Annotated in this window: 24 protein-coding genes and 1 other RNA gene; 16 read left to right on the forward strand and 9 right to left on the reverse strand. The window is 42.7% G+C overall.

Annotated elements, in window-relative coordinates:
• Positions 1–49 precede the first annotated feature (49 nt).
• Positions 50–2,368: a transglycosylase domain-containing protein gene (locus C5Z26_RS02105; RefSeq protein WP_105448380.1), complete on the reverse strand. Its 2,319-nt coding sequence runs from the start codon at positions 2,366–2,368 to the stop codon at positions 50–52.
• A gap of 32 nt (positions 2,369–2,400) precedes the next feature.
• Complete coding sequence (recU, locus tag C5Z26_RS02110) at positions 2,401–3,009, reverse strand: Holliday junction resolvase RecU (RefSeq protein ID WP_105448381.1); 609 nt, start codon at positions 3,007–3,009, stop codon at positions 2,401–2,403.
• A gap of 256 nt (positions 3,010–3,265) precedes the next feature.
• Here recU and C5Z26_RS02115 point away from each other — a divergent pair, with 256 nt between their 5' ends.
• The 6 genes from C5Z26_RS02115 (at position 3,266) to C5Z26_RS02140 (ending at position 7,180) form a co-directional block, all read left to right on the forward strand.
• Positions 3,266–3,835, forward strand: a complete 570-nt coding sequence (locus tag C5Z26_RS02115) for an SLOG family protein (protein ID WP_105448382.1) — start codon at positions 3,266–3,268, stop codon at positions 3,833–3,835.
• A 74-nt stretch (positions 3,836–3,909) separates the two neighbouring features.
• The gene (gpsB, locus tag C5Z26_RS02120; RefSeq protein WP_105448383.1) at positions 3,910–4,251 is read left to right on the forward strand and encodes a cell division regulator GpsB; all 342 of its coding nucleotides are present in this window, start codon (positions 3,910–3,912) and stop codon (positions 4,249–4,251) included.
• Between the two features lie 15 nt (positions 4,252–4,266).
• An RNA gene (gene rnpB, locus C5Z26_RS02125) (RNase P RNA component class B) lies at positions 4,267–4,645 on the forward strand.
• Positions 4,646–4,825: 180 nt separating this feature from the next.
• Positions 4,826–5,974 (forward strand): THUMP domain-containing class I SAM-dependent RNA methyltransferase, encoded by a 1,149-nt coding sequence (locus tag C5Z26_RS02130; RefSeq protein WP_105448384.1) that lies wholly within the window; start codon positions 4,826–4,828, stop codon positions 5,972–5,974.
• A 232-nt stretch (positions 5,975–6,206) separates the two neighbouring features.
• Positions 6,207–6,638: a hypothetical protein gene (locus C5Z26_RS02135; protein WP_158682786.1), complete on the forward strand. Its 432-nt coding sequence runs from the start codon at positions 6,207–6,209 to the stop codon at positions 6,636–6,638.
• Between the two features lie 23 nt (positions 6,639–6,661).
• Positions 6,662–7,180 carry a hypothetical protein gene (locus tag C5Z26_RS02140; RefSeq protein ID WP_105448386.1) on the forward strand — a complete coding sequence of 173 codons (519 nt, stop codon included), beginning with the start codon at positions 6,662–6,664 and terminating at the stop codon, positions 7,178–7,180.
• Positions 7,181–7,593: 413 nt separating this feature from the next.
• Here the strand turns inward: C5Z26_RS02140 and C5Z26_RS02145 are convergent, their stop codons facing one another.
• From C5Z26_RS02145 to C5Z26_RS02170, 6 genes are all read right to left on the reverse strand, one after another.
• Positions 7,594–7,974 carry a hypothetical protein gene (locus tag C5Z26_RS02145; RefSeq protein ID WP_105448387.1) on the reverse strand — a complete coding sequence of 127 codons (381 nt, stop codon included), beginning with the start codon at positions 7,972–7,974 and terminating at the stop codon, positions 7,594–7,596.
• Complete coding sequence (locus C5Z26_RS02150) at positions 7,967–8,287, reverse strand: acetyl-CoA carboxylase (RefSeq protein ID WP_234005710.1); 321 nt, start codon at positions 8,285–8,287, stop codon at positions 7,967–7,969. The genes C5Z26_RS02145 and C5Z26_RS02150 overlap by 8 nt, the downstream gene beginning before the upstream one ends.
• Entirely contained in the window at positions 8,280–9,581 is a 1,302-nt protein-coding gene (locus C5Z26_RS02155) for a Y-family DNA polymerase (protein ID WP_105448389.1), read from the reverse strand. Before C5Z26_RS02155 ends, C5Z26_RS02150 begins: the two co-directional genes overlap by 8 nt.
• A 148-nt stretch (positions 9,582–9,729) precedes the next feature.
• Positions 9,730–10,485 carry an alpha/beta fold hydrolase gene (locus C5Z26_RS02160; RefSeq protein ID WP_105448390.1) on the reverse strand — a complete coding sequence of 252 codons (756 nt, stop codon included), beginning with the start codon at positions 10,483–10,485 and terminating at the stop codon, positions 9,730–9,732.
• Positions 10,486–10,668: 183 nt separating this feature from the next.
• Positions 10,669–11,772, reverse strand: coding sequence for a hypothetical protein (locus C5Z26_RS02165; RefSeq protein WP_105448391.1), 1,104 nt, complete (start codon positions 11,770–11,772; stop codon positions 10,669–10,671).
• 153 nt (positions 11,773–11,925) lie between these two features.
• Positions 11,926–12,444, reverse strand: coding sequence for a MarR family winged helix-turn-helix transcriptional regulator (locus C5Z26_RS02170; RefSeq protein WP_105448392.1), 519 nt, complete (start codon positions 12,442–12,444; stop codon positions 11,926–11,928).
• Between the two features lie 142 nt (positions 12,445–12,586).
• On the opposite strand from C5Z26_RS02170, the gene C5Z26_RS02175 reads away from it, so the two are divergent.
• The 6 genes from C5Z26_RS02175 (at position 12,587) to C5Z26_RS02200 (ending at position 22,871) form a co-directional block, all read left to right on the forward strand.
• Positions 12,587–13,522, forward strand: a complete 936-nt coding sequence (locus C5Z26_RS02175; protein ID WP_105448393.1) for an ATP-binding cassette domain-containing protein — start codon at positions 12,587–12,589, stop codon at positions 13,520–13,522.
• Positions 13,523–13,538: 16 nt separating this feature from the next.
• Positions 13,539–14,312, forward strand: a complete 774-nt coding sequence (locus C5Z26_RS02180; RefSeq protein ID WP_370447977.1) for an ABC transporter permease — start codon at positions 13,539–13,541, stop codon at positions 14,310–14,312.
• Positions 14,313–14,711: 399 nt separating this feature from the next.
• Positions 14,712–18,869: a leucine-rich repeat domain-containing protein gene (locus C5Z26_RS02185; RefSeq protein WP_105448394.1), complete on the forward strand. Its 4,158-nt coding sequence runs from the start codon at positions 14,712–14,714 to the stop codon at positions 18,867–18,869.
• Positions 18,870–19,161: 292 nt separating this feature from the next.
• Positions 19,162–19,764 carry a nitroreductase family protein gene (locus tag C5Z26_RS02190; protein ID WP_105448395.1) on the forward strand — a complete coding sequence of 201 codons (603 nt, stop codon included), beginning with the start codon at positions 19,162–19,164 and terminating at the stop codon, positions 19,762–19,764.
• Positions 19,765–20,079: 315 nt separating this feature from the next.
• Positions 20,080–21,618 carry a GH25 family lysozyme gene (locus C5Z26_RS02195; RefSeq protein WP_199774973.1) on the forward strand — a complete coding sequence of 513 codons (1,539 nt, stop codon included), beginning with the start codon at positions 20,080–20,082 and terminating at the stop codon, positions 21,616–21,618.
• 146 nt (positions 21,619–21,764) lie between these two features.
• Positions 21,765–22,871, forward strand: a complete 1,107-nt coding sequence (locus tag C5Z26_RS02200) for an NAD(P)/FAD-dependent oxidoreductase (protein WP_105448397.1) — start codon at positions 21,765–21,767, stop codon at positions 22,869–22,871.
• On the opposite strand, the gene C5Z26_RS02205 is transcribed toward C5Z26_RS02200, so the two are convergent.
• Positions 22,868–23,254, reverse strand: coding sequence for a ribonuclease HI family protein (locus C5Z26_RS02205; RefSeq protein ID WP_105448398.1), 387 nt, complete (start codon positions 23,252–23,254; stop codon positions 22,868–22,870). The two genes, C5Z26_RS02200 and C5Z26_RS02205, sit on opposite strands and share 4 nt — an antisense overlap.
• Before the next feature lie 35 nt (positions 23,255–23,289).
• Here C5Z26_RS02205 and C5Z26_RS02210 point away from each other — a divergent pair, with 35 nt between their 5' ends.
• From C5Z26_RS02210 to C5Z26_RS02225, 4 genes are all read left to right on the forward strand, one after another.
• The gene (locus tag C5Z26_RS02210) at positions 23,290–23,667 is read left to right on the forward strand and encodes an EbsA family protein (protein WP_105448399.1); all 378 of its coding nucleotides are present in this window, start codon (positions 23,290–23,292) and stop codon (positions 23,665–23,667) included.
• Between the two features lie 118 nt (positions 23,668–23,785).
• Positions 23,786–25,441 (forward strand): formate--tetrahydrofolate ligase, encoded by a 1,656-nt coding sequence (locus C5Z26_RS02215; RefSeq protein ID WP_105448400.1) that lies wholly within the window; start codon positions 23,786–23,788, stop codon positions 25,439–25,441.
• A 140-nt stretch (positions 25,442–25,581) separates the two neighbouring features.
• A complete protein-coding gene (gene lspA / locus C5Z26_RS02220; RefSeq protein ID WP_105448401.1) occupies positions 25,582–26,031 on the forward strand; it encodes a signal peptidase II in 450 nt (149 codons plus the stop codon).
• Positions 26,032–26,051: 20 nt separating this feature from the next.
• Positions 26,052–26,975, forward strand: a complete 924-nt coding sequence (locus C5Z26_RS02225) for an RluA family pseudouridine synthase (RefSeq protein ID WP_105448402.1) — start codon at positions 26,052–26,054, stop codon at positions 26,973–26,975.
• The last annotated feature ends 6 nt before the right edge of the window (positions 26,976–26,981 follow it).

Here is a 26,981-nt window from a genome sequence, read left to right on the forward strand (position 1 = left end):
ACCAACAGGCCATATTAGGCTTGCTGGTGCGTTTTTTGGTTGTGGCTAATTAATTACCTGCATTATCATCGGTCGCCGGTTCAGTGGAACTAGCGGCGGTTGATGACGAAGCAGCTTCACTGGAACTAGAACTGCTAGCGACTTCAGAGCTAGAACTAGCTTCGGAGCTACTGCTGCTACTAGTTTCGGCTTCCGAACTACTACTTGAAGCTTCAGATGAGGAACTAGCTGAAGACGATTCACTAGAACTGGCGGCACTACTGCTGGTCGCATTGTTGGAACTGGCAGTGGCAGTAGAACTAGTCGTTGAAGCGGAAGCGGCACTCGTGGTTCCTGAGGACGTCTGTGATGCTGAGAAGACATGGTTGGCCAAGTATAATTCTTGGAGACCATGTCTAGTTGTTGTTGCAACTGAGCTAGGCTTGGTCCAATCAGAATTCGGTGAATATTGTTGTAAGTAGGTCATCATTTCACGATAGATATCTTGCGAAATTTTTGACGTCGTTGAATCAATATAGCCGTTCTTAGCATAAGCTTGATCGTAACCAGTCCAAACTGAAACTGAATAGTTTTTCGTATAGCCGGCCATCCAAGAGTCAATATCGGCGTCTGATGGGACCTTACTCTTCCAATCGCTTGGATAACCATCGGTCCCAGTCTTGCCGGCTTGGTAAACACCACTAATTTTAGCGGTGGTCCCAGTCCCAGTAGAACTGTTAATGACGCCTTTTAACATATCTGTGATCATGTAAGCCGTGGATTTTTTCATCGCCCGTTTACCAGTACTACTGTAGGTGGTTGTCTCATTATCTTGACTGACAATTTTGTTGACATAGTAGGGCTTATGGTAAACGCCACCGTTGGCAAATGCGGCATAAGCGCCAGCAACTTGTAAGGTCGATACGTTAGCCCCAATGGCGTAAGCATAAGGAATCGTACCGGTAAAGTTCATCCCTAAACCATTGGCAAAAGTTTTGGCTTTTGTGCGGCCAACTTGTTCCAAGGTTCGTACGGCGGGAATGTTTCGGGATTGAACGAGCGCTTCACGCATCGTCATGTTCCCTAAGGTCTTGTTATCAAAGTCATTGACTGAAATCTTGCTACCAGGATACTTATATTTAGTATCAGAAACAGTCTTATAAGTTGGCCAATTGAGGTATTCAATTGCCGGGCCGTAATCCAAAATTGGCTTCATCGTGGAAGCGTTGGAACGGTCAGTTTGGACGGCTCGATTCAAGCCGTAGGTAACGTCCCCAGTTTTACGGCCACCAATCATGGCTGAAATTTTCCCAGTATACGAATCGACGACGGAAACCCCTAACTGAAACTTGTCATTGGGGTAGGAGACGTAGGTATCACTATTGGCAATTTGATAGAGCCGTTTCTGGGCATTCATGTTTAAGTTAGTATAGACTTTTAGGCCATCAGTATATGGATCGTAACCTTTGGCTTTAATGGCCGTGATGACTTCTTTTAAATAGGCATCGACTACTTTGTTTTTATGCTGCTGGGTGACTAAGCTGGTGTGCGTCTTAGCTAACCCCGTTTGAACATTCACATTTTTAGCGGCTGTCATTTGTTGTTTCGTGATGGCTTTATTAGAATACATTGCTTCTAAGACGAGGTTGCGCCGGCTCGTCGCATAGGCGGGATAGGTTGTTGGGTCATAATTAGTTGGTGATTGTGGCATACCGGCTAATAAGGCCAACTGGCTGAGATTAAGTTGACTCAAGGACTTGCCATAGTAATATTCTGCGGCGGTTCCCATCCCATAGACACCGTTCCCCATATAAACCTTGTTAATGTAGAATTCCAAAATTTGGGATTTACTAAAGTGTTTTTCAACATTTAGCGCTAACCAAGCTTCTTGGGCCTTAACTTTAATATTTCGATCGGAAGTTTTCGTTGAAAAGACGGACAACTTGACCAGTTGCATGGTCAGCGTACTCCCACCTTGCATCCCCAGTGAGGAGCCTTTAAGGTTACCTAAAGCTGCGCCGAGAATCCGGTAATAGTCGACCCCTTTATGTTGGTAAAAACGACGATCTTCAATGGAGACAACCGCGCTTTTTAAAGTTGCTGGAATCTGATTAGATTTAACGTATTCGCGATTACTGTTACCTAGATTAGCGAATAGTTTACCGTTAGCATCGTAGACACGCGTGGTGTTTTCGCTTTTAAGACTGCTTTCAGTAACTGTGGGGGAACTTTGGGCAAAGTAGAAGAAGAGGCCAATGCCAGCCAGAATACCGACAACTGCTAATGCAATTAACGTTAAGATGATTCGACGTACCCAATGTTTTTTGGGTGGTTGGGGGGTATCCCGTTTACGCGCTACCCGTGAGTTTTGATTATTGTTACCTGCCATGATGGTCTCCTTTAATGACTTGATAATTAATATTAATGCTTAATAAGGATATCAACCGCTTCTAAATAGGGAATGAGCGGATTAATCTGGTAGTGCATTTCACTGGCTAAGCGTTCAATGTCAGCAAGTGGAATTGATTTGCGACCACCATCAGCTTGGTGATCCCAATAAGTAAATAAATCTGAAGCTTTTAATAAAAATAACCGATTCAAAACTGCAAAGCGAATGATGACAAAACAAATGCCGGCTTGACCCAAACATTTTCGCATGTGCTCAATTTGGTGTTCGTGGAAATTTTTGAGTGGAAAGGCCGTTTTACTTTTGGTTTCCTTAGCTTCAAAATCAAGATAGTTGCCTTGATAAACGCCATTATAATCAGTCGTCGAGGCGTGTTTGAAATAAGCTTCGCGGATGACGGCGGCACTCCGGTTAGGATAATCCACCTTAACAATTTGAATGGGCGTCGGTTTTTTATAAACGACGGCGATATCATGTTCAAGATAATAGGTGTTGCTGGTGTTAATCTCTTCCTCCAGGCTCATCCCACGATCGCCAAAATTAACGTTAGCGAATTTTGATGGGTGCGATTTGGCATGGGCCGGTTGGTGATAGGGATTGCCGTTTGGATAACGAATCGTCACATTATCAACCTCCTAATAATCACATATTATACCAATAAATGCCGTTTTTACATAATGGACTCAAGTCCTTTTGAAAATATGGCGTTTTTAAAGTGTTTAGTGACAAGTTTTGATGACTTAATGATGTCATTAGTTGTTCCTATCATAACGTAAATGACTGGCAATTCCCGTAATTGAGTAACGTCGACAATGTACTTGTTAAAAGCGGCATTTCCGGTTAAAGTAAACATTAACGAATATTAAGGGAGGCTTTTTTGTGAGTCGTTTATGGATGAGCGGCTATCGTAGCTATGAACTGGGTGTTTTTGGTGATACCGATGATAAATTAAAAGTGATCAAGTATGCGTTGACCAGTTATTTAACAGCCCAGATTGAAGATGGGGTTGATTGGTTGATTACCGGTGGTCAATTAGGCGTCGAACAATGGTGTGCAGAGGTTGGGGTTGCTTTAAAACAAACCTATCCTGAATTAAAAGTGGCCATGATGTTACCCTATGCGGAATTTGGCGGGCGTTGGAAAGAAAATAATCAGGCCAAATTACAACTACTATTGGCGCAAGTTGATTTTCATGCCGCAATCAGTAAACGACCTTACGAAAATCCACAACAATTAAGAAATTATCAAGAATTTATGGTGACCCATACAGATGCGGCTGCGTTAGTTTATGATTTAGATAATCCAGGAAAACCTTCGTATGACTACGATGCTATCCAGTCATTTACTGAGACACAACCGTATCCGTTAACAGTAATTGACTTCGATTGGTTGCAAGAAAGTGCGAATGAGTATGCAGAAAAACAGAATAATGGTTTTAATTTCGAATAAAGTCTGCTACAATGTTTTAAGTAATGCGGATGCCGTTTCGGTATTGCGCGAATAACAATGAGGTGTTTTTAAGTATGGCTAAACATAATTTTACTCCCAAAGACATCCTACAAAAAGAATTCAAGCCAAAGATGCGGGGTTATGACCCAGCTGACGTGGATGGTTTCTTAGATAATGTCATTAAGGACTATGAGTCATTTAATAAAGATAACCAACAACTTTCAGATGAAAACGAACGGTTGCGGGCCAAAGTCGATGAGCTTACAAAGCAAGTCGCAGTTGGTGCAACCAGTCCATCTTCACAGCCAACTAGTACGGTGACGAATATGGATATTCTGAAACGCTTATCTAATTTGGAACGGCACGTGTTTGGCGCCCAATTAGATAACAATCAAAATGAATCTCATCGACTTTAGCAGAGATTCGATGTAAATTCTGGGTAATCGCGGTCGGCTTATGTCGGCTGAGGAAGGTCCATGCCCGCACAAGCTGCGATGCTTGTAGTGTTCGTGCTCGGTGAAAAAATAAGCTGGGGAACCGATTTTATCGGTTACGGCGGGAAAAACGGCTAAGGCGCAAGCTATGCCCGAGTATCCCTGAAAAGTGCCACAGTGACGATACTTAGCTGGAAACGGCTAAGTTGGAACGCGGTAAACCCCTCGAGCGGGCAACCCAAACTACGGTAGGGGCGCTTCACATAAGTAAATGAACTAAATGTGGGGGGAGATCCTTGTGATCTCGAGATAGATGATTGCCGCCTAATCAACAGCCACCTGTGCTTTGGTTAGGTACAAAACATGGCCTACAGGAATTTACATTTTGACAGGAGACTAGGACAAAAGTTCGCTTTTGTCCTAGTTTTTTTATATGGTCAAGCTAACCACCATAAAACTATGCTAAACTGAGTAGGGCGACCGCACCAACGTGGTCGCGATGAAATAAGTACTTAAAATAAATGATAATAATTGTTTTACGATGTAGGAGGAACACATGGAAGAATTTAGATTAATTGCGACCGCAGCCAGCGGGATTGAAGCCTTAGTTGGCCGAGAATTACGGGATTTAGGGTATCAAACGCAAGTTGAAAATAGCCGTGTTCGGTTTAATGGGACGATTAAGGATGTTTTACGGACAAACTTATGGTTACGGACGGCTGATCGGATTAAAATTATCGTGGGCGAATTTAACGCCTATACTTTCGATGAACTATTCGAAAAAACCTTGGCCTTACCTTGGGATCAATTTTTACCAATGGATGCGGAGTTCCCGGTTGAAGGTAAGTCACGGAACTCAAAGTTACACAGTGTGCCAGATGTTCAGTCAATCGTAAAAAAAGCGATTGTTAATCAATTATCTAGTACCTATCATCGGAGTGGGCACTTACCAGAAACCGGCGCCTTGTTCCCGTTGGAAGTTGCGATTAATAAAGATAAGGTCTTGTTAACCCTTGATACCACGGGTAGTAGCTTGTTTAAGCGTGGCTATCGGGTTGAAAAAGGGAGTGCGCCATTAAAGGAAAATATGGCCGCCGCCTTAGTGATGTTAGCCAAATGGTATCCGGATAATGCGTTTGTCGACCCAGTTTGTGGTTCTGGAACGATTCCGATTGAAGCAGCGATGTTAGCACGGAATTTAGCACCTGGTTTTAACCGTTCTTTTGCTTGTGAAAAGTGGGATTGGGTGCCGAAAGGTCTCAGTCAAGAGTTACGGGATGAAGCAGATAGTCAAGCTGATTATGAGACAGAATTAGATATCAGTGGGTATGATATTGATGGCAAGATGATTGATATTGCTAAGCTGAATGCACAAGAAGCTGGGTTGTTAGATGATATCAACTTCAAACAGCTGGCGGTCAAAGACTTCACAACAGAAAAAGTGAATGGGGTCATTATTGCCAACCCACCTTATGGGGAACGGTTAAGTGATCGTGAGAGTGTCCGGGTCCTTTACGAACAGATGGGTGATGTATATGCCAAGTTACCTAGTTGGAGTAAATACATTTTAACCAGTGATCTTGAGTTTGAAGATTACTTTGGTAAAAAGGCCACTAAACGGCGGAAATTGTATAATGGTGCGTTACGGACGGATTACTTCCAATATTGGGGAAAACGTATTCGACCAGCGCGGACTGAAAATTAAATTATCAGGTTTAATGACACTTTAAGTAATCGTGCGTCATCGGGGCTAGTCAATCTTTTTGGCTAGTTCTTTTTTAGCCTAAATATTGGCTGAATACTACTCAATTCAAACACTTTAATACTGTTTTGATATTGAAGGTAGCATAAGCGATGATGACGGTAATGCATCGGTGACATATAATGTGAATGACGGTAGTACAAACTTCACCATAAGTAGTGCGGTGGAGGAAATGTTGACTCAAAACGAGACTGCCATTGGCGCATCGGATATGACTAATGCGATGAACGAAATTGCTGGCATCATTAAAAATGGTGATATCACCAGTAATACATCGATTAGTGCTTCTAAAATGGATATTACGCTAAAAATCAAGTCCACTTATGAGCACAAGGCAAGTAACGGTCGGACATATTCCATTGAGTATGTCATGACTTTGAAAATTCATTTCAAGGAATTTGTAGATCCATTGCCAGTTGGAGTCACAGAAACACAGGCGACTGATTACAATGCGAACTTGGCGAACGCCTTACAAAAGTTTGAAAACTCAATGAATTTCCTAAATGATTTGCATCCAGATTTGCAATTTGCACCAGTTGCTGCGTTCGAGGAAGGTACAATGACAGGTGTGGCAATATTCATAGTCGCAATGTTGCTTACCGCATAATATGATTGAATGGAGGGTGGTTTGTGCAGAATAGTGTTCAAGAAGCGATAGTAAGCTGCGTATTTATAATGGTTATACTGTATTTACTAGTTGTGTCCATTGTTTTAACGTTTGTCAGAAGCTTTCACATATCAGTAGGTCCCTTGCACTTCAAAGCAAGATTTCGTGCTAGGAAGAGTTATGTTTCAATGCCGATGAAAAATAATCCAAAAATTCGCAAGGCTTATATTAGATACTTGATAATAAGTGCTCTGACTGCTTTAAGCATTGTTGGCCAGCTTATTGTCATGCAAATTGGTTATCCCGTTGAAGCGGCAGTAGTTGGATGCACCTTGTATGGATTAGAGTGGTGGTCCGCTAAGGCTGTCTACCTACTGAGAGATTATTGGGAAAAACATGATACAAAAGCTGCTGGACTTACACTGGCCTCTAAAGAAGTGTTTAAAATAAGAATGACGTTATATAAAAGTACTATCATTGGTACAACTATTATGACTCTATCCTTTATGATTTATATGTTAAATTTCGGAGTTTATTTCTAAAGTATTTGAAAGTCCTTATCATTGCCACAATTCGTCACACCAAAAAGATTCGAACCAGTCTGTCCGAACCTTTTTGGTGACTAAATACGTATACTAAAATCAAAAGTTTGATATTGGTATTCAGTACGATCGTAGAGTTCTTGACGACCATAAGTGACTGATGTGATGTCTTTTAATTCGATTGATGACGAAATTTTTGAAAATAAAAAATAGCGCCCGAAAGCACTATTTTGAAGTGAACGCCTTGAGTTAGAGTAAATCCAAATTCAGGGGGTTTTACTATGTTTAAGTTTAATTTAAGGCTCCTAAAAGTGAACCGCCTCAGGCTGACATTATTGTCCAGCTGGGGCGGTTCACTGCTTGGTGCCGTTTTTTTAATTGGGTAGCTGTTATTAGCTACGGCTGTGTCAAAACTAGTTAGTCAGCGGTCGAACGTTTCGAATCGATGCTAAGGCGATAAAGTGAGTCTCGTTGATAATAATGTCAGTGTTGTTGTAACCACTAACAGTGCCAACCTGGTCGGGAAACAAGTGTCCATTAGGGTCCACTGCCTGTAATTGAATAGTGACCAAAGTATGCTGGGTGTAACTAGCCGCTAAAATAGCCGAAATGGCTGGGAGCGACTGGTGGGGACGTTCTTCATAGGTTAGTTGCATTTGAGCATGTTGCTTATTTAAGGCACTCGTATGATCCGAAAGGTAGAAGCCTTGCCATTTGACCATGCCGCGATCATGGTAGTCAGACGTAAAAAAGCGGTTAACGATAGTCATATCAAAATCATCTGATTTATTCATAGTTATGGCGCACTTTCTGAATAAGGTGGTGGTTTTTTGGCCAGCGAATGCCAGCAAACCCTTCGTATTCAATTGTTAGCTGTGTCAAGTGGTGTAACTCAGTCACGACTAATTCCAAGTGAACCAAGTTGCGGCCATGCAAACTGTGTAATGGGACTGATTTTAAACGTTCCCATTTTCGTTGAGAATTGAAGAAAACATTGAATTCGTCATCATAAGGATCATTCACAATTTGAAGCCAGTATTTAGTAGCCGTTAAGCGTTTGAACAATAATTGCATGCGCGTATTAATCAGCCGGGTATCATCAGTCATAGGCATTACCACCATTGTGACCACCAACTAACGATGCCCGTTGAATCGCGGTACTACCAGTCAGTAAACTATTGCCATAGACTAATTTAGTGAAGCCAAAACGGTTACGGATGTCGTCAACAACCTGATTAATTTGGGCTTTTTTCTGTTGTTGCTGTGTATCTTGAAATGAATTCAATTGTTGACCAGCATTAGGGCTTAATTTAGTGGCGTAGACCGAAATATGACGGATTGGCTGCTTCGTCCAATTGGTTTTGAATAAATAGTATAGGGCCTGAGTGATCTCAGAATTGCTATTGGTTGGATCAATCGCAATTGTTTTTGTAAAGCCATTCCGACCGTCATCTTGCGTTGTGGCAAACGAAAAGCCTAGACTCAATGATAGCTGACTAGCCAATTTGTGATGGCTACGCAAACGAGCAGCGACTTGTTCACCGATTTCTTTAATGACTGTTTTGATTTCGATTGGATTATGATAATCACGGGAGAGCACCTGGGAATTACCTAGACTAGCTGCACGTGTTTGGGGCCGATACCGCATATCACTACGATCGACACCCCAAGCAACTGCAAATAATTGCGCGCCCATGAGGCCCAACTGTTGTTTGAGTAAGTAAGGATTATAGTGCGCTAAGTCATTCATATTTTGGATACCAAGCGTTGCTAGGCGTTTAGCTGTTCGTGATCCAATACTCCAAACATCAGTTATTTCAGGGATTGTCCAAATTTTTTGTGGCACCGTTTCGTAATGGATTTCACCAATTAAATCTGGATTGTGTTTGGCGTAAATGTCTAAGGCAATTTTAGCTTGGACCGGGTTATCGCCAATACCAACGGTTGTATATAACCCCAATTCTTGCCGAATCGTTTTCTGGATTAATTGTGCTAGCTCTCTGGGGTTCTTACCATAAAGACGCAAGGAGTGGGTACAATTTAGGAGACTTTCATCAATTGAGTAGGGTAATAGATCTTCTTCGGCGACAAAACGTGAAAAGATTTGATTAATTTGTAAGTTGCGCTGAATATATAAATTCATTCGCGGCGGCACGACCATTAAGCGTGGATCGCGAGGTAAATCACGTTGGCGGGACACGTTCGCTTTCAAATGAAATAATTGTTTAGCAGTCGGGGAGGTTGCCAGAATGAGCCCGCCATTAGTGTTAGCCTGTTCACTCATAACGACTAATGGCACTTTGAGCGGATTAAGCCCACGCTGAATGGCCTCAACACTAGCATAAAACGACTTATTATCAATTAAGAAATAGACGCCCCGGGGTTCCTTATCTATGAACATAGTGGTCAACCTTTCTAAGTAAGATGGTTTATATTTTATCACAAAAAGGGGAACTTGTGTTCTTGATAATGCCAGATTAAGGCAATCGCTTTATTATTTAAAAAAACCGCTAACTTGACATCTTTAAATGTCAAGATTAGCGGGAAGTCTAGGTGTTGAGATAATAGTCAAAGAAGTTGGCAATTTTAGTCATTAATGGGATTTTAACCAAATGCTTAGCCTGATAGCCGGTAATGAAGGCCACCTGTTCGGCATAGGGTTCGGTATGGATGCGGTCAAAAAAGTCACGGGATTGGGCATATGGAATCCGCTCATCGGCGGTGCCGTGCCAAAATAAGACGGGCCGGTGGTTAAGGGTTTCCGGTCGCTGATTTAAGTCATAATAGTTGAGCCAACTGGTTAATTGAACCATATCCGTTGGGAGATATATTTGGCGACGGGCTGCTGAATCGCGGACTAGCTGGGCATAGGCAGCTAGGTTAGGCGTGCCCATGATAATACTTGCAGCCTTAATCTCTGGGTGTTGCGTCAACAAGGCCCCAGTTGTCATACCACCCATTGAGTAGCCACCGACCCCAATTTTATCAGCCAAGATGAGGTGCTGTTGCTGATAAAAATCAATAATTAATTGAAACTCGGCGAGGTTACCTTGAATACTTTGCCAAAAGGTCCATGAGGGTAAGCGACTGACCGGTTGTTGCCGGGCACCGTGGTTTGGGGCATCTGGTAAAATGACGCGTAATCGTTTAGCGGCAAGCTTGCGCGCCTGGGTTAAGACGAGCGCTTTACTTGATTGCCAGCCGTGATAAAAGACGACTAGTGGTAAGGCTTGATGTTGGTCGTCGGCATTGACAACTTCGAGGAGCGGAATATCTTGAAGCTGCCGGTTAAAAATTTCAATCATTTTGTTAAGCTCACTTTAATATGGTTTTAGGTAACTTAACCATGCCAGAAACGACGTCAAAAAACAAGTTAAGGGCTTTCAAATACTGACCGGCTGAAAATACGTGTGCGACTAAGCCAAATTTTAAAGGCATATAAAAAAGCTCAGGAAAAATTCCTGAACTTTTTTTGATCAGCTTAACTTTTAATAGCCTAACAATAGCGTGTAATAGTAATAAGCGCCTAGAATAACGATCCAAATGACTAACCAAATAATGGTTATGCTGACATGGAAGGTGCGTAAATGATACCGGAACCGGTCAAAAGTATCACGGTCACTAATTTTGAATGGTAATTTAGTGGTATCTAAAGTTTGCAAATAATCGTAGTTACGTTGTGGCCAGGAAAAGCCGACGCCAACAATCAAACAAATAGCGAGGAGCGCCATAATAGCAGCGGGAAAGACTGTGGTTAAGTCTACTGAAAAGGTTGGCGATACGATGTTAAAGTACAGACTAGCTAGGGCCCAAAGTGCTAAGGCGTAACCAATTAAGCGAATCACGTGAACGAGAATAACACGGGTTTTTAAAGCTGGTTGCTGTTGCAAGAGCGCTTTAGTTGCTTGATAGTGGCGTTTTCCCCAGCTGATTTTACCAGGTTGAACGCGCAAGTAACGATTTTGGTGCAGATAAGGTAATTGCGCTAAGGCAGTAATGCAGGCAATTACTGGAATTGCTAACATCACCGTCATTGCTAAGTCTTCGAGTGCGACACTTGGCGTTGTACTACTTGCCCAAACCCGGCCAATCCAAATCACTAAGATGAGTCCAATTGCGGCCCAAGTGGCCCATAATTGATGACGTCGGTAGCGTTTGAAGGTCTTACCATCAACTAAGGTAAAAGGCTGTTTCTTAGTGAGGTGTGCTGCCCAATAATGATAGTTTTGTGTCGGCCAAACCAAGGGATAGATTGTGAGCAAAGCAGTGCCAAGCACGATTAAGATGGCACTGATAAAAGCCAATCGTGTGGGGAAAACCAATAAATCTAGTTTTGCTTCGACTAGGTAGGCACTAATCAGGATTAAGATAACGCCTAACCAAGTACTAATCTGGCTAAAATAAAACAAGCTTTTTAACTTGGGATTAGCGTTAGTAGTTGTCTGGCGAGCTTGTCGCGGCAAGGTAAGCCGGGCTGACAAATTCGCTGGCGCGGTAAGTGGTTCTAAATACGGATGAAACCAGTTCAAGCCAAGCTGTGATCCAAGTAAAATTAACAGAAGGGCTAGAAGCACAAAAATTATAATTAGCATAGATGTAAGTCCTTTTAAATGAATTATAGTACAACCAATTAAGTTTAAAGCTAATTGAAATGAAAGGTGGGGCTTCTACCAAACCTTGAGATTTTCTTAAGTTCTATGGCTATTTTGTGAAAAAATCATGTCATTTAATTGTTGTGCTTGCATTTAAAGGAACCAGTCGCGTAAGTGGTTGGTTACCGTTTGTTGGAACTTATTAAACAAAGTGGGATTAGCGGTGTTGATTTCGTTATAAAGACTGTCATTAATTTTTGTCAGAATTGTTGTGAGTTGATCTAGTTCAGTGTCAGTCAACACGTTTAAAAATTCTGGCACTTTTTCTATTTCTGCAGCCGCGGTTTCACGGCCCAATGCTGTCAGATGAATGATGGTTTTGCGGCGATCGGTCGTTGACTTTTCTTTTGTAACTAGCGCTCTTTTGACTAATTTGTTGACAAATTCAGCGGTTGATTGCGCCGTTAAATTTAACCGGGTAGCCAGTTCCTTTTGGGAAAGACCGTCAGTTTGTGAGAGTGCCAGCAGAATTTTGCCTTGCCCCTGAAACCGCAATGGGTGGTCATCTTTAGCTGAATGGCTACGGTGGCTTAATTCGTCAGCGGTGTGTCGCACCATACCAAATTCGATCAGCTTGCCGGTCGCTTTTTTTTGTTTACTTATATTAGGCATCTTAATCACGCTCCCTATAATCATTATACCCGACGAGGACTTTAAATGGGATGGCGAATCAATTCTTGACAAATTAATCAGGGGACCTTATTATATATTTAGTCAGGGGGACCTGATTAAAATGACCTAAGAGGGGATTAAAATGGCAGCTATTAATGCAATTGAAGTTAATCATTTGAGCAAGCGATTTGGACAAAAGACAGTGGTGGATGATATTTCGTTTAACGTGCGTCAGGGAACGGTCTTTGGGCTACTAGGCCCTAACGGTGCTGGCAAGACGACAACGTTACGGATGATGACGACGTTACTGCAAGCAACCACCGGGCAGGTGAAAATATTTGGTCACGATACGCGTCTAGAGGGGCGGTTAGCACGGTCAATGTTTGGGTTAACTGGTCAATATGCAGCTGTTGATGAAGATATTTCAGCACGCGAAAATCTGATGATCTTTTCACGACTAAATGGTCTTTCACGTTTAGCGGCTAAGCAACGTACGGCTGAACTGCTGACTGAATTTTCATTAACGCAGTCTGCGGATCAGGCATTAAAGCACTTTTCCGGTGGCATGCGTCGCCGGCTGGATTTGGCAGTTAGTTTGATTACGCGACCAGCCCTCATCTTTTTAGATGAACCGACTACGGGGCTCGATCCGCGGACCAGAACCCAGATGTGGACGACAATTCGTCAACTAGTGAAGCAAGGGTCAACCATTATTTTGACGACCCAGTATTTAGATGAGGCCGATCAATTAGCGGATGAGCTGGCAATCATTGATCACGGTAAGTTAGTGCGCATGGGGACGCCGGCGGAACTCAAACAGCAGGTTGGCGGGCTTAAGTTAAAACTGATGATTGACCAGGCAGGACAGGTGACACCAGCGATGCAGGTGTTGACGGCACAAGTGGCTGATGGTATTCAACAAACCGGGCAACAGTTCAGCTTGCGGGTAAATAAATTTTCACAGGTTGCGCCAATCTTGACGGTGCTTAATCAAGCTGGAATTGCGTTTAGCCAATTAGTTGTTCAGGAACCTTCGCTGGATGATGTCTTTATGAAGTTAACCGTCGGTAAGAATTAAGAAAGTGGGATGCAAGATGGAGATGCAAACGTACAAGCGTCATTTAGGCATGAATATAGCCACGATGGCTTATCGAAATTTACTGAAGACCATTCATAATCCGGATAGATTTATGGATGTGATTATACAACCAATTATGTTTATGTTGATGTTTGGTTATCTGTTTGGGGGGGCGATTGCGGGCGGTGTCAAAGCTTACTTGCCAACCATTGTGCCCGGGATTTTGATTCAAACGATGCTCTCAGCGGCGTCTGGTTCTGGCGCACAAATCAGAGAGGATCTCGACTCAGGGGTCTTTGATCGGTTTAAATCCTTACCGATGGCACACATTGCACCGTTGGCCGGCCAGCTATTTGCCGATAGCTTACGCTTATTGATTGCAGCCATGACGTCATTGGCAACCGGGTATGTCATGGGTTGGCGCCCTGCCGTGGGGGTTGGCTGGGTCGTGGTGATTGGATTATTAGCCATTTTTTCAGGTTGGGCGTTGTCATGGCTGTTTGCGTTGCTTGGCTTGTTGGCTAAAAGTGCGGGGGCCGTTCAAAGTGTTTCATTAATGACGATGTTAGTGTTGTCATTCATGTCAAATGCTTTTGTACCGCTACATTCACTGACCAAGCCGCTACAGGTGATTGCCCGTCTAAATCCGGTGACCTACGTTATTACCGCAATCCGCCAGATCCTGGTAACCGGTAGCTGGACATCTGAGGCGTTGCTCGTCTTGTTAGTTGATGTTGGAATTGTTGTGGTTTGTGCCCCGTTAGCCGTTTGGGCCTATGATCGCAATTAGTAGGTAGTTGTCTCGTATAAAAAGTAAGGTCTTAAGCAAACAGGACGAGCAACCAAAATTTGGTTACTCGTCTTTTTGCTTGTGTAGAAGCTAGTTATGGCACAGCCTGTTTTATGCAACAAGTTATAAGTTTAGTCCGAACAAGCTTGGAACCTTTCAATGGCAGTTTATCGACACTTAACTTTTAAGGTCGTCCATATTGTTCCGGGGGGCTTAAGCAGGTCAGACTGACACGTTTGGTTTAATGAAAAATTGGGAGTGCTTTTAATAAATTAGTGGCTGTACGCTGACTAAATTAAGTGGTAACGTTTAAATAGTAGAACCTATGAGCATAGAGCAGCGTTAGTCTTTTTAGTCATGAGCGGCTAACAAATAATTATCTGAGGGAAGTTAAGCCAGATGCATGATGAGCAACTAAAAAAACAACTGACAGCAAAGAAAAAGTGGTTATATACCGGGATTACAGTCTTAGGGATTGGTGCCGAAGTTGGCTTGACTAATGGGTTAATTGCGAATGCAGCGACTAGTACGACAACAACGGTGCAGACTGCAACGACTAGTGCTTCTTCAGCAACTGAACAAACGTCAAGTCAAACCGCAACGAGTAATCAAAGTAGTGCTGATAGTCGTACAACTGCTAGCATGGCTTCTTCAACCGAGGAGGCTAGTTCAACTGTATCAAGTGCCAGCAATAATGCTGTCACTAGTGCTGCTTCGACTAGTTCGGCGACTAGTCAAGTAACGGCTAGTGCCGTTTCAACGACGACCAGCACAGCACCTGTGGCGGTTGAATCACAAACGAGTACTGTAACGGTGACTTCAACCGAAAGTGAGGTTGCTACCGCATCAGCCGCAGTTACCCCTAGTAGTAGTTATGCACAAACGGCAACGGTTGCTAGTCAGGCGGCGCCCGTTACAACGGTTCGTGCAACTGTCAAAGCTTTAGGAACGACCACAACAGCGACGGCGGATGACGTGTCTGATTTTAACTTTAGCTTAGATGCAACTGGCACAGTTTATACAGTAACTGGTTACACCGGTGCGCGCCAGAAACAAAACGCAGGTGGTCAAACACCAACGGCTGGGTACCAAACAGCAATCACGATTCCAGATACTTATAATGGTCATGACGTGACGGCCATTGCTGACAACGCTTTCAACAATGACGGTTCCGAAAATGATAATTTGACAATTGTTAGCGCTTTAACGGCGGTGACTTTTGGTAAAAATATTCAAACAATTGGCGCCAATGCCTTTCAAGCTAATCAACTCACTGCGGTTAGTTTACCAGATTCGGCTTGGTTAATTGGTGCCAGCGCCTTTGCCAATAATCAATTAACGACAGTGACATTTCCTGGAGTAACGGTGATTGGTGCGGGTGCGTTTGCAAATAATCAATTGTCAGGAACTTTGACGCTACCAACTAGGTTAACGACAATTGGAGATAACGCTTTTCTGAATAATGCGTTGACGGGATTAACGATGGGAGCGGCAGTCATTTCAATTGGGACGGCAGCCTTTGCCGGTAATCAGTTGACGGGGACGTTGAGTTTGCCGGATACGCTAACTTCAATTGGGGATCAAGCCTTTCTAAATAATCAATTAACCACCTTAACGTTAGGCCAAGCAATTAAGACGATTGGTGATTCGTCTTTTTCGGGCAATCAATTGGCGGGAATATTAGTCGTACCAGCAACGCTAACCACGATTGGGGATCAAGCTTTTTATCAGAATGACCTCACGCAGCTCATTTTGGGGTCGAGTGTGAAATCAATCGGAACGTCAGCATTTGCGAATAACCAACTTAGTGGCACGCTAGTTTTATCGGCTGGATTAACTGATTTGGGGGACGCTGCATTTGAAAATAATGATTTGACACAGGTTAGCTTTGGCAATCAGCTGGCTGAAATTAAGGTAGCAACGTTTGCCAACAATGCGTTGACGGGGACCTTAAACTTAAATAATGGCTTAACGACGATTGATGAACAAGCTTTTTATAATAATGCATTGACTGGGTTAGCATTGGGAGCTGATGTAACTACAATTGGAACGTCGGCCTTTGAAAAAAATCACCTCACAGGTCAACTCACATTAGATGATGCGTTAACAACAGTCGATGAACGGGCTTTTTATGATAATCAACTAACGGGACTTACGTTAGGTCGTTCGGTCAATACGTTGGGCGTTTCGGCCTTTGAGAACAACCAATTAACGGGCAACTTAACATTAGATGCGGCCTTAGTCACGATTAATAAACGAGCTTTTTATGATAATCACCTAGTGAGGCTGACTTTTAATCAGGTTTTAACGATGGTTGGCACATTGGCATTCGCTGACAATCAGCTTACTGGTGCGTTGGTGTTGCCGCCTTCACTAGTGACAGTGGAAGCGGGTGCATTTGAAATGAATCAGATTACGAGCATTAGTTTTGGCGGGCTAACAACGATTAATGATGCGGTTTTTAGCCATAACAATTTAACTGTGTTAGTGATTCCAGCTGATATTACTTACATTGGTAATCAGGCGTTTGAAGCTAGTGGTATCACTGCTTTAACTATAGGCGCCGGGGTGGCCGCGATTGGGACGGCGGCTTTTGCAAACGACGATATTAATGGGACATTGTATTTGCCAAGTGCGCTATTGTATATTGGCGATCAAGCATTTACAACGAATCAGTTGACAGCATTGACAGGTGGAACCGCAGTTAAGACCATCGGGACTGAATCTTTTGCGAAAAATCTGCTGACACGGCTAAGTTTAGCAGATAGTGTGACTGATATTGGTCAGTCGGCTTTTGAAAATAATCACTTAACAACGCTCCAATTAGGTCAGGGGTTAAACAATATTTCCGAGCGGGCGTTTGCGACTAATGACTTGCAGCAATTAAATGCCAATGCTGCAGTTAACCAGATTTTAACGGCGGCGTTTGCTGAACAGACTGATTTAACGGTTACGGTAGCTGCCACGGCGACGACAGTAGTTGGAATTAGAGCCGCACTGATTGCTAAACTTGGCTTGAATAATCTAGATTTATCCGGGTTAACCTTGAGGGTAGGCAATCAGGCTTTGGCATATGATGAAGCCACAGATACGTTAACCTTACCAATCACGGCAACTGCGTTAGCTAGAACTAGTGATGCTAGCTTAACGGTTACGCTAACGTCGACGGGAGCTGGTCAATATGGCGTTAATACGTTGACGTTGGATTTGTCACCAGAAATGGTTACAGCAATGGTTGCCATTTCTAGTAACTTAGGCGTTCAATCGGTTAACGCAACCGGTGAAATTGGACGTACTATTCAAATTATGGTGCCAACAGTAGCCGGTTATACGGCGGATAAGCCGAGTGTAACGGCGACTGTGACTGTCGATGGGACGATTACGACCGATGAGGCAATTGTCTATACAGGTAATCAAGTGACTAACGATGTGACGATTGATAGTAACTTAGGTAATCAAGTTGTTATAGCGGTAAGCGGCCAAGTTGGTAGCACTGTGCTGGTAAGGGTTCCAGCAGTAGTTGGTTATACGGCTAATAAAACTAGTGTAACGGCTGTGGTGAATTCCGATGGCACAATCACAACTGATGAGGCGATTGTCTATACCGGTAATCAAATCACTAGTGATATCACAATTAGCAGTAACTTAGGCAATCAGCTGGTTAAAGCGGTGCACGGTCAAGTTGGTGAAAGTGTATCAATAAGCGTACCAGAGATGGCCGGCTATATCGCGGATAAAATTAATGTGCGGGCGACCGTGAATGCCAATGGCACCATTACCACGAAACAAGTTATTGTTTATACTGGTAATTATATGATCAGTGATGTGCTTATTAGGAGTAATCGAGGCAACCAATATATCACTGCTGGTGGGCAAGTGGGCACAATTATCCAAATTACGGTGCCAAACTTAAGCGGCTATACGGCTAACAAGACTAGTGTCCAAGCCGTGGTTCATACGGATGGCACGATTACGACCGCTGAAACAATTGACTATATTGGCAATCAGATTACAGGCGTTGTGACAGTGACGAGTAATCGAGGCCAGCAAGTTGTTAAAAACGTTAATGGTCAGGTAGGAACTAATGTCCTGATTAAAGCGCCTAAAATTAAAGGGTATGCAACCAAACAAACCACCATGCTAGCATGGGTTCAACCGGATGGGACTTTTAAGGTGACGATGCCGCTGGTCTATACGGAGTTAAAGCCGCGTTATCAGCCTGAGATTCAACTAAAATCAGATGAAAAATCGGTTAATGCTAAACGATTTGATAGAACCCCAGTCAGTGACCAACAGCAGGCGATTTTTGGAATTAATGGCAACTTTAATCTGAATTTTAAACAAGCCACAATACTGAGCAAATCAATGGTGATTAGCCCAATGTTAAAGCCCTCAAAGGGTCGAGTAATTAAGTCTAAAAGTGTGGTGCCAACAATCAGACTTAGTAATCAGACAACTTTACCTAAAACTAATGAAAGTGGAAACAGTTGGCGTTGGCTAGGGTTAGTAAGTTTAATTATCATTAACTTAGCCGGATTAAAATTACGGCGGCACTAAAGTCGTCATTTAATGGTGCCAAATAAAATCAGTTGTTATCAGCAATAAGTAAGGTTAATCGTTATAGATCAACGTTATCTGGAATAGAAAGTATCGGCTTTAGCGCTGTTTGTTATGGCTCAACATGTTTCAAGCCTATTACTTGTATTGGTCAAATCCAGATTTTACCTTTAGCACAACGACTATCTGAAGACGTAAAAAAGAATAATTAAAAAAATAGAATAAAACGCTTTACTAACTAAAAGTAAGTGATATACTGAAGTCATCATACAAATAAGGAAGTCGATTATTCATGGAAAATCAATTCATTAATTTACAAAGTAAACGTCGTTCAATCTATGCTTTAGGTAAGAATTTAACGCAGGCTAATGCTGATTTAGTTAAATTCATTGAAGCTGCCATTAAGAACGCCCCTTCAGCTTTTAACAATCAAACGGTTCGGGCTGTGATTCTATTCAATCAATATCATGATCAACTTTGGGACATGACTGCTGATCGTTTGAAGTCAGAAGTGCCTTCTGAAGCAGCGTACCAAAAGACCGTTGAAAAGTTAAACGGCTTCAAGGCGGCTTATGGGACCATCTTGTACTTTACCGATACTGATGTTGTTAAGCAAAATGAAGCTGATTTTCCATTATATGCGGCTAACTTTGCTGATTGGTCAGAACAAGGCCAAGGTAATGCCCAATACAGTGTATGGACTGCGTTAGCTGAAAATGGGATCGGCGCTAATCTGCAACATTACAATCCACTAATCGATGACGGTGTTGCTAAAGCTTACGATATTCCAGCTAACTGGAAATTACGGGCCGAAATGCCATTTGGTTCAATTGAAGCCGGTGCCGGTGATAAAGAATTTATGGCCGATGCTGATCGATTTAAGGTTTTTGAATAAATAAATAGTTTAATAATGCTAAAGAGTCAATTGCCTAGCTGGTGATTGACTCTTTTTTAGGAAAAACGGTGTTTGTAATCAATTTGTAACTGCGGATAGCAGTTTTCACATTGAATGATTAATAAATTTTGTGTATTATTAAGTATAAACATTTATGTAAAAAGACTTTTTATGACTGTGAGCAAACACCATTCATTTGTAAACGTTTTGTAAAATCATTGATACATGTTTGTTGCTAAATTTCAATATTTTATTAGTATTATTAACAAAGTAATTGTTATTTACATATTTTTTAGTTGGAAAGGTGAATTTAGTTTGAAAGTAAGAAAAGAATGGGGTTTACTCCTCATGGGATTGAGCTTTTTGTTAACTATCGGCGTGTCAACGAAAGCGTCAGCGGCCGTACCAGATATTTCTGAGTGGCAGGGCCAGTTGACCAGTACGCAGGTTAGTAGCTTGAAGTCACAAACCAGCTTTGTCATTAACCGGGTTCAGTATGGATCTGGTTATGAAGATATTTATCATAAGAGTAATGAAAACTTGTATGTTAAATACGGTGTGCCATTTGGCTCATATGATTATTCAACTTTTACAAGTACGAGCAGTGCGGTAACCGACGCAAAGAACTTTTATGCGCGTTCAAATAAGAATACGAAGTTTTACGTATTGGATTTTGAAACAACATCAATGAACAGTTCGACTGCGAATGCGGCGGTAAAAGCTTGGTATAATGAAATGCGTAAATTAACGAGTAAAAAGTTAATTTTCTATTCTTACCAATCGTTTGCGACCACTTATGCTAATAGCGCGCGTCAAAGTTTTGATGCCCAGTGGATTGCGAACTATTCTTATCGGCCAACGGTTTCGTTCTCATTGTGGCAGTATTCCAGCAATTATTATTTATCAGCCTTAAATCAATATGTTGATAATAATTTATTTGATAGTGCGTCAGTGTCCAACTACCATCCCTTGAGTTGGTGGTTGAATACCAGTACGGCTAAGCCTAAGACCTATGCCTACAGTAGCTACAAGACGGGGCAATATGCTTATGTCTATTCAAAGGCTAGCATGTATTATGATCGTAGCAAAGTTCCAAGCTCAGCCAAGCAAAAGATGTATAAAATTACTGCAGTTAAATCAGTGACCAAGAGTAATTCCAAACAACTGGTTTACTTGTCAGGGTTGAATCAATGGGTCCTTTCGCAAGATGTTGGTGGTTATTGGGGTCAAGGTCAAAAGGGCACCTTTACTTTAAACTATAATGCCAATATTTATAGTAATGCGGCGCTTTCGACTAAGTCAGGTCGGACTCTCGCTAAAGGTGCCAAGGTAACTGGGACGGTTGTTAAATACGGTAAATTGTACCGAGTTAAGTTAGATGGTGGTGGCTACATTACTGCCGCAGTGCAAGAAACTAACTTTACACCAGCACCAAAGGTTTATGCCTATAGTAGTTATAAAGCTGGACAATACGCTTATGTTTATTCGAAGGCCAGCATGTATTATGATCGCAGTAAAGTCCCAAGTTCAGCTAAGCAAAAGATGTATAAAATTACCGCAGTTAAATCAGTAACCAAGAGTAATTCTAAACAACTATTGTATTTGGCAGGACTAAACCAATGGGTCCTTTCACAGGACGTCGGCGGTTATTGGGGTCTTGGTCAAAGTGGCACTTTCACTTTGAAGTATAATGCCAATATCTATAGTAATGCGGCGCTTTCCAAAAAATCTGGTCGGACCCTTGCTAAAGGGGCTAAAGTGTCCGGGACGGTTGTTAAATACGGTAAATTATATCGGATTAGGTTAACAACGGGGGGTTACATTACCGCTGCAGTCCAAGAAACAAATCACTAATTAAAAGTTAATTTAAAATGGTCTTGTCATAATGATGACAGGGCCATTTTTTGTGTTAAGAAAATCTCAAACCGATTTTATTCGCTAAAGCACGCTAGCAAGGGTATGCTAAAATAGAAACTAACATGGGTGTGGAGGTAGTCAAAATGCGAAAACAGGTAACGATTATTGGTAGTGGAATTGTGGGCGCTGTCACGGCGTATTATTTAAGTGCAGATCCTAATCTAAGTGTCACTATTTATGATGATGGAATTGGACAGGCCACTAAAAATTCGGCGGGAATTATTTCACCATGGTTGTCAAAGCGCCGCAATCAACGTTGGTATAACCTAGCTAAAGCTGGGGCTGCCCTTTATCCAGAAATTGTTGAAGCGACTCAAATGGGTTATTCTGTCTATCAACAGTCCGGAACAATTGTCACGCGTCATGATGCGGCTGATTTACAAGCTTTATATGAGTTAGCAGTTAAACGGCAGCAGGATGCCCCGCAGATGGGGACGATTACCCAATTGACCGCTGAAGAAGTGCAAGCCAAAATTCCATTATTGACGCAGCCACAACCCGGGGTTTTTGTGAGTGGTGGTGCCCGTGTCGACGGTGATAAGTTTGCCCATAATTTATTGAAATATGCTGAAAAGCGTAATTTAATTCGGCATAAGGGCAAAGTTACTTTAGGCGATCAAGGCCAACTATTAACGCCCCATGGGCAACAAGCTTATGATACGTTGATTTTAGCAGTAGGCGCCTGGTTGAAGCCGCTATTGTTACCGATGCAAATTGTTGCCGATGTGCGTCCGCAAAAGGGCCAATTAATTGAATTACAATTGCCAGAAACTTGGGGGGATGAAGTCCCTGTTCTAATGCCAGAAGGTGAACGTGATTTTATTCCCTTTACACGTAGCAAGTTAGTCGTCGGCGCAACTCATGAAAATGATAAGGGTTACGACATTCAGGCGTCATCACTGGTTGAAGCAGATTTATTTGCGAGCGCCGTCAAGTTAGACGCTAATCTAACACAAGACCAGATCAGTCAGGTCAAAGTTGGTACCCGGGCGTATACCCGCGATTTTGCCCCATTCTTTGGCCCGTTGCCAGACAATCCACATATTTTAGTAGCGAGTGGCTTGGGTTCTTCTGGCTTAACGACGGGGCCAATGATTGGGAAGTTATTGGCAGATTATGTGCAGACTGGCCGTCATGATTGGGCGCAGTATCAGTTACCGATTGAGACTTATTTAGAAGTTGATGATTAAGCTTTTAAGTGTAGCCCTTGTTGGGCCAACTGATGGGCACCGTGATTTTCACTTTCAGGAATCCAACGGGTAATGACAACTTGGCACTGATCTTGTAAGTGTAGTAAGGTTTTTAGCTCAACTGAAAAGTTTTTGCTATAGGCTTTGCTGATACTTTCAGCGACTACTTGACTGTCAGTAAAAAAGAAGACCGCCTGATTAGACCCATAGGTGTCTAAAATCAGTTTAAAGCCTGCAATGGCGGCCAAAAATTCGGCGGTATGATTGTCACTAGGTGGTAAGACCTGCTTGAATTGATGTTGCTTGCCAGCGTCAATCAATAAAATTCCGGCGGCACTTTGGTGATTAGCCGGGGTTGTGGCCGCATCCGTATATAATTGCATGTTTAAGCACTCCATTTTGAAAGGATTTTAATATTTTGAATAATTCTAAGCATACCTTTAAATACCAGCCAAATCTATCTTCCAGCTTAATTGTCTGGTCATGGACACTAGTCATTCTGATGGGTACGATTATTTGGTGGTTAGAAACGTTAAAGTTTAAATGGCCATTTGTCTTATTAGGGCTCATCTTTATTGCGGTATGTGCCGTTCAGATCAGTCTACGACGTGTTTCAATTGACCGTAATCTAATGATTTTTAGTACGGTCTTAAATCGGTCTTGGCTTGTCATTCCACGCGATCAGCTGGAATCAGTGACTAAAGTCCGTGGTGGGATTGAAGTTAAGATTGATGGTAACGCCTATCGATTTTTAATGGCTAAAAAGAGTTGTCGGGCGTTACTTGATTTGATTTAAATTAACGAATAGCCGAACTTTATTAAGAATGATGAAATAATTGTTCCGGATTTTGTCGTTTTCCAAGCTAGAAACAGGTATACTAAATTTATAATATGACAAAAGGGGCGGATTTTGAATGAAAGATATCGATATTGCACAACAAGTGACACCCGAACCGATTACGACTATCGCGGCCAAAGCCGGTTTAACCAGCGATGAGATTGACCAGTATGGGAGTGCGAAAGCTAAGTTGAAGTTGCCATTGCCCAAAAAAGCGACCCAACGAAAGTTAATTTTGGTAACGTCGATTAATCCGACGCCGGCCGGTGAAGGTAAGTCCACCGTCACCATTGGACTTGGCGATGCACTAACGAAGCTAGGTAAGTCAACGATGATTGCATTGCGGGAACCATCCTTAGGCCCAGTTATGGGCATGAAAGGTGGCGCTACTGGCGGGGGCTATTCGCAAGTTATTCCGATGGAAGATATCAATCTGCATTTTACCGGTGATATGCATGCCCTGACGGCAGCTAATAATACGTTAGCTGCTTTAATTGATAACCATATTCAGCAAGGGAATGCTTTGGGATTAGATCAACGTCGCATTCAATGGAAGCGCACGTTAGATATTAATGATCGGGCATTACGTCGAATTGTAATCGGATTAGGTGGTCCTACATCGGGGGTACCACGAGAAGATGGGTTTGATATTACAGTTGCCAGCGAGTTGATGGCAATTTTATGTCTTTCAAAAAACATCGCAGATTTAAAACGGCGGATTAATCAGATTGTGATTGGCTATACACATGACCGGCAACCGGTAACTGTGGCCGATTTAAAGGTCGGTGGCGCAATTACGTTGCTCTTAAAAGAAGCGTTGCGGCCTAATCTGGTCCAAACATTAGCGCATACACCAGCAATGGTCCATGGGGGGCCATTCGCTAACATTGCCCACGGATGTAATAGCGTTTTAGCAACCCAAGCTGGCTTGAATTTAGCTGATTACACAGTCACCGAAGCTGGTTTCGGTGCTGATTTGGGCGGCGAAAAGTTCATGGATATTAATGTGCCAGCAGTTGGTCAAGCACCAGATGCGGTGGTGATTGTGGCGACCATTCGGGCGTTGAAATTACATGGTGGTGTCGCTTTAGCCGATTTGGCTACCGAAAATGTAGCGGCATTGAAGCAAGGTGCAGCTAATTTAGGCCACCACATTCAAGCGATGCAACAATATGGCATTCCAGTAGTGGTTGCAATCAATGAGTTTACGGCGGACACGGCCGCTGAAATTCAAGCGGTTCAGGACTATTGTTCAGCACTAGGCGTTGATGCAGTCTTGGCCGATGTCTGGGGGCAAGGTGGTGCCGGCGCCACTGATTTAGCAACGGCAGTCGTTAAGTTGGCGGCGCAACCAAGCACTTTCAAACCGTTATACGATAACAATGATTCCATTGAAGCTAAAGTTATGGCGGTGGTGACCAAGATTTATGGTGGTGCTAATGTTGAATACAGTGGTAAAGCGAAACGGCAATTACGTGATTTTGCCAAGTATGGCTGGGATAAATTACCAATTTGTATGGCTAAAACGCAATACTCATTGAGTGATAATCCGAAGTTGTTGGGCGCCCCAACTGGGTTTACGATTAAGGTGCGCGAATTCGTACCTAAGTTAGGTGCCGGATTTATTGTGGCCTTAACTGGCAATGTATTAACCATGCCTGGGTTACCGAAACATCCGGCAGCATTAGATATGGATATTACTGATGATGGTCAGATTTCAGGCTTGTTTTAACCGTTAAGAAGTGTTTGGGCCAAGCCCAGGCGCTTTTTTTGCTTATTTATGGAAAATGAAATTTACGGTGGAAGACCGCTTACTAACTTGTCATTGTCTGGTATAATTAAACAAGTTTAGCGGATTGTGAGGCGTAAGAAATGTGGATTTATTGGGGTCTAATGTTTATCTTGGTCATCATTGACCAAATTATAAAATCAGCAGTGGTACGTCAAATTGCTTTAGGCGCGACCCAAACGGTGGTACCTGGCTTATTTTCATTAACTAATTTACATAATAGTGGTGCAGCTTGGAGTATTCTGCAAGGTAAAATGGGCTTTTTCTACTTGATTTCCATCGTCGCGTTAGGTGTCATGGTCTATTTACTATGGCGCTTACGGGAACATCGACTGTATGAATTTGGGATTGTATTAATGATTGCCGGGACTTTAGGGAATTTTATCGACCGGGTCCGTATCGGTTACGTGGTTGATATGTTCCAACTGGATTTCATTAATTTTCCAATCTTTAATTTTGCGGATTCATGTTTGACCGTGGGGGTCATTCTTATTTTGATTGCCGTTTTGCGGGATGATACGTTCGATAAATAGGACTAAAAGGAGTTAAGAATTTGGCAGGGGCAACGACGGAACAACGATTTAAGGTTAGTGACGAAACGGGTCGGTTAGATAAAGTCTTGGCGGGATTACAAGCTATTTGGTCACGTTCACAAATTGACAAACTAATTAAGACGGCACAAGTGACCGTCAATGGTCAGCAGCAACCTAGCAAGTATCAGGTTCAAGCTGGTGACCAGATCGTGGTGGCGGCCCAGACCGTCCAGACGACTGAATTGACACCAGAGAATATCCCGTTAGACATTGTCTATGAAGATGATGATGTGATTGTGGTCAATAAGCCGCAAGGGATGGTGGTGCATCCGGCACCGGGACATCCAGATCAAACCTTGGTGAATGCCTTGCTTTATCATAGTCCCCTGTCCACGATTAATGGCGAATTTCGGCCAGGCATTGTTCATCGTATCGATAAGGACACGTCAGGCCTACTAATGGTTGCTAAAAACGATCAAGCTCATCATGCGTTGGCGGCCCAGTTAAAAGCTAAAAAAAATTTGCGAGAATACTGGGCATTAGTCCATGGTGTTATTAAAGAAACGACCGGGACAATTGATGCGCCACTTGGGCGATCACCTAAGGATCGAAAAAAACAAGCGATTGTCAAGGATGGTCGGCAGGCAGTGACCCATTTTGAGGTATTAAAACGTTATCAACACTACACGTTGATTGCTTGTCGACTAGAGACCGGACGAACCCATCAAATTCGGGTGCATTTACAATCTATCGGTCATCCCATTGTTGGTGACCCATTATACGGCCCGAAAAAAACAATTACTGGGCATGGCCAATTTCTGCATGCTCGGACGTTAGGGTTTGAGCACCCCGTAACGGGCCAATTGATGCAATTTGAAGCACCGTTACCAGCCATTTTTACGGCGACTTTGGCGAAGCTTGACAAAACGGATGCAACTCATTAATCTAAC

It is taken from the genome of Lactobacillus sp. CBA3606, from assembly GCF_002970935.1.
In the GTDB taxonomy this organism is placed as follows: domain Bacteria; phylum Bacillota; class Bacilli; order Lactobacillales; family Lactobacillaceae; genus Lactiplantibacillus.